This is a genomic window from Microbacterium sp. CCH5-D1 (assembly GCF_001557335.1).
GTDB lineage: Bacteria > Actinomycetota > Actinomycetes > Actinomycetales > Microbacteriaceae > Microbacterium > Microbacterium oxydans.
Genome location: NZ_LSJW01000295.1, coordinates 39,803 through 52,424, shown reverse-complemented (window position 1 = coordinate 52,424; position 12,622 = coordinate 39,803). Strand labels below are relative to the sequence as shown.

The 12,622-nt window shown below is 68.6% G+C and carries 12 protein-coding genes; 7 read left to right on the top strand and 5 right to left on the bottom strand.

Translation table 11 applies throughout. From position 1 onward, the window contains the following. Positions 1-26: 26 nt before the first annotated feature. From AX744_RS17805 to AX744_RS17785, 5 genes are all read right to left on the bottom strand, one after another. Positions 27-821 carry a hypothetical protein gene (locus AX744_RS17805; RefSeq protein WP_061018428.1) on the bottom strand — a complete coding sequence of 265 codons (795 nt, stop codon included), beginning with the start codon at positions 819-821 and terminating at the stop codon, positions 27-29. An 8-nt stretch (positions 822-829) separates the two neighbouring features. After that, positions 830-1,513: an SAF domain-containing protein gene (locus AX744_RS17800; protein WP_061018426.1), complete on the bottom strand. Its 684-nt coding sequence runs from the start codon at positions 1,511-1,513 to the stop codon at positions 830-832. Positions 1,514-1,516: 3 nt separating this feature from the next. Next, positions 1,517-2,143: a hypothetical protein gene (locus AX744_RS17795; protein ID WP_061018424.1), complete on the bottom strand. Its 627-nt coding sequence runs from the start codon at positions 2,141-2,143 to the stop codon at positions 1,517-1,519. Beyond that, positions 2,143-2,805 carry a ParA family protein gene (locus AX744_RS17790; protein ID WP_061018420.1) on the bottom strand — a complete coding sequence of 221 codons (663 nt, stop codon included), beginning with the start codon at positions 2,803-2,805 and terminating at the stop codon, positions 2,143-2,145. Before AX744_RS17790 ends, AX744_RS17795 begins: the two co-directional genes overlap by 1 nt. 773 nt (positions 2,806-3,578) lie before the next feature. Further along, on the bottom strand, positions 3,579-4,349 hold the full coding sequence (locus AX744_RS17785) for a hypothetical protein (RefSeq protein WP_061018417.1): 771 nt from the start codon (positions 4,347-4,349) through the stop codon (positions 3,579-3,581). 295 nt (positions 4,350-4,644) lie between these two features. Here AX744_RS17785 and AX744_RS17780 point away from each other — a divergent pair, with 295 nt between their 5' ends. The 7 genes from AX744_RS17780 (at position 4,645) to AX744_RS17750 (ending at position 12,581) form a co-directional block, all read left to right on the top strand. Continuing rightward, positions 4,645-4,875, top strand: a complete 231-nt coding sequence (locus AX744_RS17780) for a hypothetical protein (RefSeq protein WP_061018415.1) — start codon at positions 4,645-4,647, stop codon at positions 4,873-4,875. Continuing rightward, positions 4,875-5,852, top strand: coding sequence for a conjugal transfer protein (locus AX744_RS17775; protein WP_157543650.1), 978 nt, complete (start codon positions 4,875-4,877; stop codon positions 5,850-5,852). The genes AX744_RS17780 and AX744_RS17775 overlap by 1 nt, the downstream gene beginning before the upstream one ends. A 30-nt stretch (positions 5,853-5,882) precedes the next feature. Continuing rightward, positions 5,883-6,158 (top strand): hypothetical protein, encoded by a 276-nt coding sequence (locus AX744_RS17770; RefSeq protein WP_061018411.1) that lies wholly within the window; start codon positions 5,883-5,885, stop codon positions 6,156-6,158. Positions 6,159-6,227: 69 nt separating this feature from the next. Beyond that, on the top strand, positions 6,228-6,716 hold the full coding sequence (locus AX744_RS17765) for a hypothetical protein (protein ID WP_157543649.1): 489 nt from the start codon (positions 6,228-6,230) through the stop codon (positions 6,714-6,716). Positions 6,717-6,727: 11 nt separating this feature from the next. Beyond that, positions 6,728-9,247 carry an ATP-binding protein gene (locus tag AX744_RS17760; RefSeq protein WP_061018407.1) on the top strand — a complete coding sequence of 840 codons (2,520 nt, stop codon included), beginning with the start codon at positions 6,728-6,730 and terminating at the stop codon, positions 9,245-9,247. Then, positions 9,244-11,214, top strand: a complete 1,971-nt coding sequence (locus tag AX744_RS17755; protein ID WP_061018404.1) for a hypothetical protein — start codon at positions 9,244-9,246, stop codon at positions 11,212-11,214. Before AX744_RS17760 ends, AX744_RS17755 begins: the two co-directional genes overlap by 4 nt. Continuing rightward, positions 11,214-12,581, top strand: a complete 1,368-nt coding sequence (locus AX744_RS17750) for a M23 family metallopeptidase (RefSeq protein WP_061018402.1) — start codon at positions 11,214-11,216, stop codon at positions 12,579-12,581. The genes AX744_RS17755 and AX744_RS17750 overlap by 1 nt, the downstream gene beginning before the upstream one ends. Positions 12,582-12,622: the final 41 nt, after the last annotated feature.

The following is a 12,622-nucleotide window of genomic DNA, read 5'->3' as shown; positions in this document are numbered from 1 at the left end:
GTCCGGGGTGGGGTTCTTGGCCATGGTCAGTCCTGTGCGGTGGGCGTGTAGCGGCGGCCGGCGAGGTCACCGTCAAGGGTGGTGATGATCTCCGACAGCGCCTTGGTGTAGGGCGAGCGCTTTGACGGGGCTGCGGCTCCGTGCGAGTAGTGCGCGGCGGTGGCGGGGTCCCAGGGCAGCGCTCCGATGAACGGCAGGCCGGTCTTGGAGGAGATCTCGTGGGCGCTGTAGCCCTGGCCTCGCAGCGGGCTGGTGGTGATCGTGAGCCCGAGATAGTCGCGGTGGCCGGATGCCTCGAGCGTGGAGCCGAATGCGCCCGAGCTCGCGTACAGGGCGTGGATGTCGGGGAGCGTGTTCCCGGTGACTACGAGCACCGCGTCCGCGGCGGCGATCAAGGGGCTGCGGGGGTCTCCGGGGGCGAACCGTCCGGCGTCGACGATGATGTCCAGGTCGGGAGCGGCGGCGGTGCGCGGCAGCTGCTCGAGTGCGCGCAGCAGGTTCGCCCAGAACGCGCTCGTGGTTCCACGCGCCCCGCCGAGGTCGTTGAATCCGGGGATGACGTAGCGGCCCTCGCCGAGGCTGATGGTCTGCGCGAAGAGGGTCTCCCCGTCCATCCCGCCGCGGAGGTTGGCGATCGCGGCCTCGGTGAGGCTCTGAACGTGCTGGTACTGACCGCGCAGATAGCCGGAGAGGATGTGGCTGGTCTTGGCGATGTCAGCCTCGAGCAGGAGAGCCGGACGCGGCCAGTTGAGCGTGAGGGCGGTTGCCAGGGTGGAGATTCCCGGCGCACCTGATGTGCTGGTGAGGTAGACGATCGACATGGGGGGGGTTACTCCCCCACGCCGTCGAGGACGATGGAGACGCGCTGGGTAGCAGCGCGCGCCGCGATGGATGCGGCTTCGCGCTCGGGGACCACGACGTCGACGATCCAGGTCTGGTTGGCCTCGTCGTAGGTGGTGGTGAACACCGTGGCGTCGAAGGTCTGCGGGTCGGATGTCGGCGGTTCGCCCTGCGCGACCGGGGTGTCGACCAGGCGGACGGCGTCTCCGGCGGCGAGACGGTAGGAGGGCAGCTGGCTCGCGTTCAAGGCGATGCCGACGATCGAGGAGCCTTCCGGGACCGGCAGCGTGTCGATGATGTTGCTGGTGGTGAGCAGCGACCCGGCGGGCAGGTCGACTGCTGCGACCTGCCCGACGATGTCGGATGCTTCCGACGCGGGGATCGCGTCGACGTTCTGACCGCCGGCGATCGAGATCGTCGTGAGGTCGTTCTGGGTGATCGCTTCACCGCGCTGGACGGCGTCGCTGATGGTCAGGACCGAGACGGTGCGTGACGTGGTGGTGGTGACGTACCAGGTGGCCAACGCGCCGATGAGGACGATGGTGATGCCGAGGGCGATCATCCACACGCGGCGACGAGACTTGGTCGGCTGCCCGACCGCGGCGGGTCGGGTCGCAGCCTTCTCGGTGTTCCGGGCTCGCTTGCTGGTCTTCTCAGGGGCGGTTGTCGTCATGGGTTAGCTCTTCTCGATGGTGGGCAGGTAGGCCTCGTAGGCCACGGTGATGAGGAAGTTGCGGCTGGGGGCGCCGACCTCGGCGGTGACGCGGTCGAGGATGTTCCGGTTGGTGTCGCTCATCTTCACGGTGTGCTTGACACGGGCCTCCCCCGACGCCTTGGGCGCGGTGGGGTTGGGGCGGGCGAACAGGACCGTGCGCTCGGCCTTGCGGCTGGCAGCGGCGGTTGCTTCGGCGATGAGTTCAGGCAGGCGCTCATACGTCGTCTCGATCGCGTCGAGAAGGACGTTGTGATGGCTCCAACGGGTGGTAGCCATGTACGCCTGCAGCCGCTCGTTGAGCTCCTCGGTCAGGTGCACCGGGACGCCCTTGGAGGCGGTCTCGCGATCGCTCTCGCCGTCCGCCGCCGTCGCGGTGCGGCGGGGACCGCGCGTCTTGCGGGCCGGGGTGCTGGACTCCTCTGCGGCGGGAGGCGGCGTCGCCTTTTCGATTGCCGTAGCCGGCGCCGGTTCAGTCTGCACGGGTGGGGTCGGTGCGGCTGCGGGCGCAGGCGCCGCCTGCTCCCCCACGGTCGGCACTGGTGTGTCAGCGTCCTTGCCGACCAGTGATCCAAGGCTCTTGCGTGCCATCAGTTCGCTCCCTTCATGGCGGGCGTGGCCTCTAGTGCGGCCTGCAGTTCGCGGGCGACGGTGGTGAAGTCGAAGATCGCGTTCTGCGTGGCGCGGGTGTCGCTGTACTGAGTGACGACCTTCCCGTCCAGCGGGCCGTCCGCGATGCTCTTGCTTGCCCGGATGTACCCCTCGAACCGGGGCATCTTGAGGCCGTCATCCACGAGCTCCTGCCAGTCCTCGAGTTGGCCGAACACTCGTCGGTCGATCTTGTTCAGCAGCACCCGGTAGTCGAGGCCGCGCGGTGCGATGTGCTGGGCGACAGTGCGACGGAGCGCCGGCACGACCAGGGGCTCGGGGTTCAGCGGGAGGATGACGAAGTCCGCCACGTCGAGAACGGCGGACAGGACAGCGGTGTTGTCGAGGCTGCCTGGGGTGTCGATCAGTACGTAGTCGTAGTCGTCGGCGTTGCGGATCAGCGAGAGGTTGGTTGGGTCGACGTCAGCGGTGAAGTCGAAAGGCAACTCCTCCCCCGCGTTCTCTGCCCACCAGGTCGTGGACTCCTGCGGGTCGACGTCGACCACGAGGACGCGGCTACCGCGCGTCAGGCATGCCGCCAGGTTCATGACGTTGGTCGTCTTACCGACCCCGCCCTTCTGTCCGGCGATCGCGATGACCTTCATCCGTCCCTCCCGTTCCTCATAAGCGCCGATGTGGCGGTGACCCTGCGACGACGTGGCGCAGTTGCCACGCTCGACTGTAAGCACATGTGCTGATCCATGGCGGCAGTCTAGCGATAGACCCCCGATATAACTGCGGACTACACCCGCAATAACGGCGCAATACTGCGGGCGCATCGATTCGCGACAGAGCGCGGTATCGGCGCAGTATGGGCGGGAAGCGAGCGGAGGTACGGCGGCACATCGCCGGAACTATTACCGGACAGTGGCGCGGATGCGGCGGAACCTATGCGGCAGAGTGCCGCATGAAAGGTGCTATACTGAGCGCAATACCCGCGCAATACATGCGCTCGATGTAGCCACAATATTGCGTGCGATATTGCGACCGATATTGCGAGAATCGGGCAGATGCCGTGCGGTGATCGAGCGCGGTGCATGCGGTGATCATCCGCCAGACCCCCGTGTCGTATTGCGCCAGTGGAGCGAACGATCGAGCGGAGGGTGTTGCACCGATGAGCCTATCGACGTGCAGCGATGTTGCGGCCCAGGGGAGAGCCGCCAGGTGGAGCAAGGGACGGATGCGGCGGGAGACCGGAGAGGGGGGATTGGTCGATGAGCGGGCGGCTGTGGGGGGAAGGCGATCACGATCATGCCCCCAGCAGGCCGTCAGAGCCATTCTGAGCGTCGAACGGCCCTGCGCTCGGGTGTGAGGGCATCGCCGGACGTGACAAAGCCCCTGGGGGCCATCCAGGGGCTTTGTCGGCGAAAGGGGTGTGTCAGCTGCGGCGAGGGGCGTAGGACATCCGCTCCTGCACGTCACCGCACACCGCGGTCATGAGCTTGGTGCGGATGCGATGCACCCGGCGGTTGAGGGTGTCGCGGCTGATGCCGAGCTCGTCGGCTGCCTGCTGGCGCTCTTCGCCCGGGTTGCCTTCGGCGAGCTCGATCCGGGCGAGCAGGCGGACCTCGTCGGCCGTCAGAGTGCCGTTGTCGATGGCCCAGGTGAACAGGGTGACGAGGTCGCGCAGAGGGTCGTCGGTCTCGGTGTCGGCGTCCGCGTTCACGAGGTGCTCCAGGGTCTCGTCGTCGACCGCGAGCTCGATGTCGGGCGTAGCCCCGAAGCCTCGCTCGAGGAGCTTGATGCACTCGAGTCGGATGTTGCCGGCGACCGAGCTCGTGCGGTGCAGCGGGTAGGTGCGAATGACCTCCCACAGTGCGCCGATCGTCGTCGCGGTGGCGTCGGTGGGGGAGTTGCGCCAGATGGCGCGGACGCTGCTGCAGGTGCGTGCCAGGCGGAACGCCAGGGGCAGGAAGGACTTGAGGATCACCTTGCCGGCGACGACGTCTCCGCCGTGCTCGAGCTCGAGCAGCTGGCTGAGGATCTGGTCGCGGGCCTCGGCCGGCTGGGGCCGGCGGATGAGCTCGATCGCCTCATCGCCGGCGAGCTCCCCGAGGGCGCCGTAGTCGTGGCGCAAGGTCGCGAGCGTGCTGTTCCACTCATTCAGTAGTGCCCGCTCGAGGGTGGTGGCTGCGTTGTAGACGTGCATGGAAATGGCCCCTTCGTCGCTACGTCGGTTGACGGCGGCCACGTTCCTCAGCACCCCAGGGTCAACGTCTGGATAAGGGCGCACGCCATCTGCGCGCGCAAGCGCGTACTGGCAGAAATGCGCCTGGATCAGATCTACAAAACCCAGATCAGCGGCGCGATAAGGCAAGGGGCACAAGGGCGCAATATTCCTGCAAGAAATCTCGTCGTCCGGTGTCCGCGAAGGGCCAGAAGGGGGGCCTATATGACGTAGAGCCCCCGGTGCGGGGGAGTGAAGACGACGACGAGAAGGGAACGTGGCCGTGGCGGATGACAACCTCAGCGACCCGACCTGGGACAGCTTCAAGCCCGACGCCGCGCGCGCCATCCGTGCGACTCAGGGATTCGAGGATGCGGTAGCTCGGACCCTGGATCGCCCGTTCGACACGAGCACCTACGGGGGTGTCGAAGCGGCACTCGCGGAACTGCGCGAAGCCGCGCCGGCAGCGATGCGGGTGGCCGGCATTCAGCTCAGCGGGGGTGTGTGATGACTCTGCGCAAGCCGAAGGAAGCGAAGCCGGCAAAGGGGTCGAAGACGACGCCGGCGAAGGGTAGCGAGTGGACGGCCGGACGCGGGTTCGGTCAGAAGGCCGTCACCGGTGCGCTGATCGTCGCGGTCGCGTGCGGCCCGCTCGCGCTGGTCAACGCGGCCATCAACGGGCAGCCTCGCCAGGCGGTCGCTCAGGTCGCCGTCGACGCCCCGCTGACCGCCCAGGAGCAGTCGGCAGGGGAGTACGGTGCAGCGTTCGTCGCGGCATGGCTGGGAGCTTCGCGCGAGGACGAAGGCACCCTCGCCACGTACATCAACCCGGCCGCTGTCGGGCAGCTGTCGGCCACCGCATGGAAGTACCGCGACCTCGCCGTGGTGTCGGTGGAGAAGACGGATGAGTCGGATCTGGTGAGCGTGGTCGTCGCCGCCAACGTCGAGGAGTTCGACATGGAGAGCGAGAGCGGCGCCACCGTCTGGCCGCGCCGCTACTTCGCCGTCACCGCCCGCGTCACGGACGCAGGCCTGTCGGTGGTGGGTCTGCCCGCTCCGATTGCTGCGCCGGCGAAGGAAGACAGCGCCGTGCGCCTGGCGTATGGCCAGACGGTGCTGCAGACCTCGAGCGCTCGGCAGACGGTCGAGGCGTTCCTCTCCGCCTACCTGGCTGGCTCCGGCGAGATCAGCCGTTACGTCTCGCCCGGCTCGGAGATCTCCGCGATCACCCCGGCGCCGTACATGACCATCACGGTCACCGACGTCAAGAGCGACGTCGAGCCGAGTGACACCCCCAGCACGGGATCGGTGGTGCACGTCCTCGCGACAGCCGAGGTCTTGAGCGCCAGCGACCAGCGGCTGACCACGACCTACGCCCTCACGCTCACCGCGCGCGACGGGCGTTGGGAGACGACATCCGTCGATCTCGCCCCACTGGAAAGCGCCGCGCCCGGCGCCGACCCCACACCCAACCCGTCTCGATAGCCCGGGACGCACCGAAAGGACAGCACTGCAATGGCACTCTCCGAATACCTCAACAACCTCTTCTCGACGTGGACCGGCGTCGTGCAGGCGTTCGCGCTGCTCGCCTCGATCGTCCTGGTCATCGTCGTGGCGATCGTCACCCGCCTGGCCTGGGGCAAGCTCCTGGTCACGTCGCTGGTGGCCGGCTTCGTCATCTGGGCGGTGACGATGAACGGTCTTGGCTGGTTCTCGCAGACCATCAACAACGAGACCAACGCCGCCCCCGCCGCCATCACCGACGTCGTCGGTCACGACCTGGCTGCCTGACTCGTGGCCAACGAGGAGATCGCCCGCTTCTACACGCGGTCGCGCCGATTCCCGAAGATGATCGGTCGGATGACCGATGGGTCTCGCATCCCGGGTGGGCCGTACACGCTCACCCAGGTCGGCTTCGGCGGCGTGGCTCTCATGGGTCTGCTCGCGACGCGAACGCTGTGGAGCACGGGAGCGACTCTCCTCGATCTGGCTATCACGGTCGGTGTCGCCTGGGGCGTGACCTGGCTCGTCGGACTTATCCCGATGACGCGCCGCAACCTCGTCCTCGCCTTCGTCGGCGCGGTCGCGGCGATGTTCAAGCCGCACGGGGGGAGGTATCAGGCCCGCCCGATCCGCCTAGCGCGTCCGCACCAGGCGATCGGGTCGACCCGGATGCCGCCCCCCGTGGCGGACCACCAGGGCGCCGAGCTCGAGGATGCCGCCCCCGAGCAGCCTCCGGCAGTGCCCGAGCGCCGTCCTGAGCGCCCCGCCCCCGCGCCTGCAGCCAAGCCTCGCGCCGCGGTCAGCGCCGTCGAGCGTCTGCTGCAGCAGTCCAAGAACACGAACTAGGAGCACGTCTCATGCGCATTCCCGCCGCCTCTTTCGCCGGACACCTGATGTGGACCCGCACCGGCACGATCTGGGCCACCTGGCGCCTGCAGGGCCTCCCGCACGGGTACGGCACCGACGAGCTCCGTCAGCTGGTGCTCGGTCAGCACCAGGCGCTGTTCCAGTCGCTCCGGGGAGAGGCGCTGCTGATCGGGCTGTGCGCCACGAGCGACCCCGTTGACATCGTCGACAAGATGCTCGCGGGAGTCGACATCCGCCAGCATCCCGAATGGGCCGAGGAATGCGCCCTCACTCTCGACTCCCTCGAGGAGATCGCACTGGGGGAGCGCGCCTACTGGCTCTCCATCCCCCTGTCTGCCGGCAACTGGCGCACCCGATCGCAGGCCGCCTGGCGCGCCGGCCTCGAGCAGTTCCGCGAGCAGCTGGCCCTTCCTCGGACCACACCGGCCGAATCCGAGATCGCCGCGGCCATGGCCGCTGCCCAGGAGATCGAGAACCGTATCCCCGCCGACTTCTACGCCCGCCCCGCCACCGTCGCGGAATACGTCTGGATGGCACTGCACTCTCAGCACCGCGGCCTGGACATCGACGGCTCCGTCCCCGAGGCCGGCGACGTCGGCATCGCGGAAGTGCCCGCCACCCAGCTGCCTACCGCGATGCCGAACCCCTGGATCGACGAGGGCGGCCAGTCCGACCTCTCCCCGGCCGAGCTCAAGCGGTTCCTGCCGTTCAACCGCCGCTACCTCAAGGTGCAGAGCCCGCACGCCGACGCCCCCAGCTACCAGATCATGCAGGCCGTCGTGGGAGGCCCGAAGGGCGGATGGCTGATGCCCGGCGTCGAGTGGATCTCCCGCGTCGAGCAGTACGAGCTCGACGTCGACTGGGCGATCCGGCTGACCGTCACCAGCGCCGACGCGGTCAAGCGCCGCAACAAGCGCGCCGAGGAGCAGCTGCTGGATCAGGTCGACCAGCAGTCCGGCACCCTCGCGATCACCGGCAGCGGGTCAGATCTCGCGCAGGTCGCTGAGACCCTCGCGGCGTACCACGCCTCTCTCAACGCCAGCGACAAGGAGGTCGAGGTCCAAGCGACCGTGATCTACGCGGTCGGCGGCCCCGATCCCGCCACGGCGCAGGCTCGCGCCCGCTACATCGCCGCCGACTACAAGGCCTCCGACTTCCTCCTGGAAGCGCCCCTCGGCGGCCAGGAAGAGCTCTGGTGGGCGATGCAGCCGGGTGTACCGACCTCCCGCATCGTGCGCGACCTGTCCCAGATCACCACCGGCCGCGAGTTCGCGTCCGGCCTGCCCGTCGTCAGCAGCGCCCTCGGCGATGACCGCGGCATCCGTCTCGGCGACAACATCACCACCGGACGGCACACCCCGATCCTCGTCGACCTGTTCGGCAACATCCAGGCGGACTCCTCCGGCAGCTTCGGAGTGGTCGCCGAGCTCGGCGCCGGCAAGAGCGTCCTGCTCAAGAGCGTCGCCGGTGACGTGCTCGATCGCGGCGGGCTGATCGTGGCGCTGGACCGCACCGTGGCCCGCGAGTACGCCACGTTCGCCGAGTCGCTGCCAGGAACCTCCACCCGCGTCATCGACATGCTCGAGCCGCAGTGGTCTCTGGACCCGCTGCGGGTGCTCGGCCCGCGCAAGGGCGCCCGCATGGTGCAGTCGCTGTTCTCGCTGATGCTCGGCATCCAGACCATGGACACCCGCGGCGTGCAGCTGTCGGGGCTGCTCGAGGCGGAGTACATGGAGACGCACCGGATCACCAGCCTCGGTGCGCTCATCGAGCACCTGCGCCAGCTGGGGCAGCAGAACGCGGTGGCGGCGGAACTGCTCGGCCTGATCCGCGTCGTGGCCACCAAGGACTTCGGCGCCGTTCTCTTCGACGAGTCCCTGCCCCCGCTGGATCTCAAGGCCGTCGACGCGGTCGTGTTCACCACTCACGGGCTGAGCCTGCCCGACCGCGCCGAGGTCGAGAACGAGCACCTGTTCAAGCAGATGCCCATTGAGAAGATCGTCGGCCGAGCCATGTACGCGATGCTCGCCCAGCTGACCCGCGAGGTGTGTTTCATGGACCGCCACCGCTTCGCGTTGGCGATCTTCGACGAGACCCACCACATCAGCGCCTCCCGCGACGGCCAGGCCGAACTGCAGACGTTCTTCCGCGACGGCCGCAAGCACGCCGCCGCGGCCGCGGTCGGCTCCCACGACCCGCACGACTTCGGCGACGAGGTCACCCGAGGCCTGATCCCCATCCGGTTCGTCATGCGCCAGCGCGACGAGACCCTCGCCAAGCGCGCCGTCGACTGGCTGGGCCTGCCCGTCTCGCCCGAGCTCGTCCGTGAGGTCATGACCAACCTGAGCCCCATCGGACCCGACCGGAAGGTGCCGATCGAGCGCCGCGGTGAGGGGATCATGCGCGACGTCCGCGGCCGCTACGGCAAGTTCCGCAAGACGCTGCCCGCCCGCCCCGACCGTCGTCAGGCGGTGCTGTCCACTCCCTCCGCCCCCGTGGAGATCTCATGATCACGTTCTACGTTGACGCCTTCCGCTCGATGGGCGGGTGGGCCTGGCGCGCCCGGGTCTGGGCGCACCGGCACCCCCGGTGGGCGAGAACCATCGCCACCATCGGGCTCATCGGGTACTTCACCTTCATCCAGGGCCAGACCGCGCACGCGGTGAGCTTCCTCCCGGACGGCGTCGACTACATCGACAGCCACGGCAACCCGTTCTCCCAGTACGGGGTGATCGACATCAACGCCGGCGACGTGTGGACGCCGGGCACGGTCGTCGTCAACTTCATCGTGCAGCTGCTGTGGTCGATGCAGTACTTCGCGACCGGCGTGATCCTCTGGCTGTTCGACTTCCTCCTCAGCTTCGAGTGGGTCGCGTGGCTGGCCACCCCGTTCAACGCCCTCGCGGTGTGGATGCAGGAGCAGCTGGGCACGGTCAACTGGATTCCCTTCGCGCTGATGATCAGCGCCCTGGTGGGAGGCATCGCCCTCTACGTCGGGCGCGTGTCCGGCGGGCTCTGGGAAATGCTCGTCTCCGCCGTCCTGGCCGTCCTGGCTGTGGGCGTGCTCGCCAACCCGGTCGCCACACTCACCGCCACCGGCGGTGTTCTGGATAACGCGCAGGAGTTCGGCAGCCAGTTGGCCAACTCGATCGTCGTAGATCCAGACGCGCAGAGCAGCGACGGGACGCTTGCGACCGCGGTCAACGCCACGCTGATGGACATCTTCGTGCGCATTCCGTACCAGGTGATCTCCTACGCCCAGGTGCTGCCCGACAACTGCCAGGGCATCTTCGACACCTTCATCCAGTCCGGCGAGCCGCAGTCGGCGCTGCGAGACTGCGCCCCCGAGGCGGCGAGGTTCGCGCACGACAACCCCGGCGGCATGAACATCCTCAACGCCATGGTCGCCGGCGGCGGGGTCTCCGTCATGTTCGTGTTCGGGATGGTGATCGCGGCGCTGCTGATGGTGTCGGTGGTGTTCTTCCTGGTCGCCGCGGTCAAGTCGATGCTGCTGGTGTACCTGTGCATCCTCCCGGTCAACCGCGAGCCGCTGTGGAAGGCGATCTCCGACACCTACATGGGCGCGATCAGCCTCGCGGTGATGACCGTCGTGATGGCGCTGTACCTCAAGCTGACGACCTGGATCATGGGGCAGACCGGCTTCCTCCCGCACCAGCTGCGGATGGTTCTTCTGATCATCTTCCTGATCATCGTCATCGTCCTGGTGTGGCGGGCACGTCGGGCCACCCTGCGCGCCGGGCGCGGTGTCGCGGGCCACCTGAACAAGCTCGGCCTGGGCATGAAGCCCGGCCCGAAGGACTCCAACGCCCTGCTCAAGATGAGCGCTATCGCCAGCATGGCCAACACCGCGAAGGATCTGATCAAGCGCCGTCCGGCCAAGCCGAGCGCCGCGGCGCTGCCGGAGAAGCCCGCTGCACCGGAGCCCGAGCCCGTGACCCTCACCCAGGTCCGCGACCCCGGCCCTCAGGGCGGCGCAGGAGGCGGCAGAGGCCCCTCCGGCACCCGCGGACCCTCGGTCGGTCCTGGCGCGGCTCGTAAGGCCCTCGGCGCGGCGTCCACAGCGACCTCCGTCGCGAAGGGTGCCGCTACCGTCGCGAAGGGAGCAGCCAGCGGCGGAGTCGCCGGCGCGGCCGCAGCCGGCGCTGTGGTCGTCGGCAAGAGCGTCGCCCGGAAGACCGCGAACAAGGCCACGTCGGCCGTCACCAACGCCGCCGCACGCCGGGTGGCGCCTCAGGTGGTCGACGCCGGCGAGCTCAAGGTCGTGAAGGTCGCCGAAACCCGCGCCAGCCGCATCGAGGTCGACGCGCAGGGGGTGGCCACCGCGCACCGCAAGTCCGCGACCGGGGTGCAGGACATCTCCTCGCTGCCGCCCCGCCCGGCGCAGCGGCCCTCTGCCCGTGCGCTCGAGCGGCGCCGCCAGCTTGAGGCCTACCGTCCCCGGGAGCTCACGCGCTGATGACGGATCTGACAGTGGACGAGGACGAGGCTCGGTCGCCGTGGAAGCGGATCGTCGCGATCCTCTGCGTCGTCGGCCTGATCTTCGCCATGGTCGTCGGTGGGCTCCTCGCGGTGTTCATGGGCGTCATCGCCTCGTCCGCCGGCGCAGTGGGATCGGATGGCGGCGGGTGCGTCCCCGCGTCGACGGCCTCCTCGGCGTCGTGGGGCGATGCGACGTCGACGCGACCGACCCCGCCGGCGTCGTCGAGCTCGAAGCCGCCCGCTTCGTCGACGGGGTGGGGGAGCTCGTCGACGAGCGAGACGGCGCCGGCGGCCGCGGCCGCGCCGCAGTCGATCGAGATCCCCAATGGCCGCGGCGGCAAGATCACGCTGAACGAGAAGCAGATCGCGATCGCCACCCGCATCATCACGGTCGGGCGTGACCTCGGCGTCTCCGACAAGGGTCTCAAGATCGCTCTGATGACGGCGTTGCAGGAATCCGTGCTGCGCATGTACGCGAACTCCTCCGTCCCCGAGTCGCTCAACTACCCCCACGACGCGGTCGGCAGCGACCACGACAGCGTCAACCCGTTCCAGCAGCGCGTGTCGGGGTGGGGGACCGTCGCGGAGCTCATGAACCTCGACTACTCCATCAAGGCGTTCTTCGGCGGCCCCACCGGCCCCAACGGGGGCTCCCCGCGCGGCCTGCTCGACATCAACGGCTGGGAGAGCATGGAGCCCGGCGTCGCGGCTCAGAGGGTTCAGGTCAGCGCCTTCCCCGATGCCTACGACAAGTGGGAGCCCGCGGCCGAGCAGCTGATTGCCACCCTGGGCGAAGGCATCATCGGCGGCGGCTGCAGCGGCAGCATCGACGGCGAGATCCAGCTGCCCCTGCGCTCCGACTACAACATGACCAGCGGCTACGGACCTCGCGCCGCCGGCGTCCCCGGCGCCTCCACCTGGCACGCCGCGATCGACCTGCAGCGGTGGCCCAACCCCTGCGGCGACCCGGTCTACGCGATCCTGCCTGGCAAGGTCGTCCTCTCAAGCGCCCTGTGGCTGTCGATCGAGCACGCAGACGGCTACGTGGTCTCCTACCTGCACATGTACAAGTCGCAGCGCCTGGTCGACGTCGGCGACACCGTCGAAGCCGGCCAGCAGATCGGCGTCGTGGGCAACGTCCCGCCCTCCGGCGGCTGCCACCTTGATCTGCGGATCAACGTCGCCAACAACACCAACCCCGAGGTCGCGAAGCTCATCCTGTCCCAGAACGACACTCGCCTGCCGCGACCGGCGACGCTCCCCGAGCACCAGAACTTCGTCAACCCGGAGGACTTCTTCGAGCTCTGGGGCGTCGAGCTCTGCCCGGTCGGCTCCTGCCAGTAGCACGGGCAGCTGAGGCCCTGACGTCTGGATAAGCGGCGGGT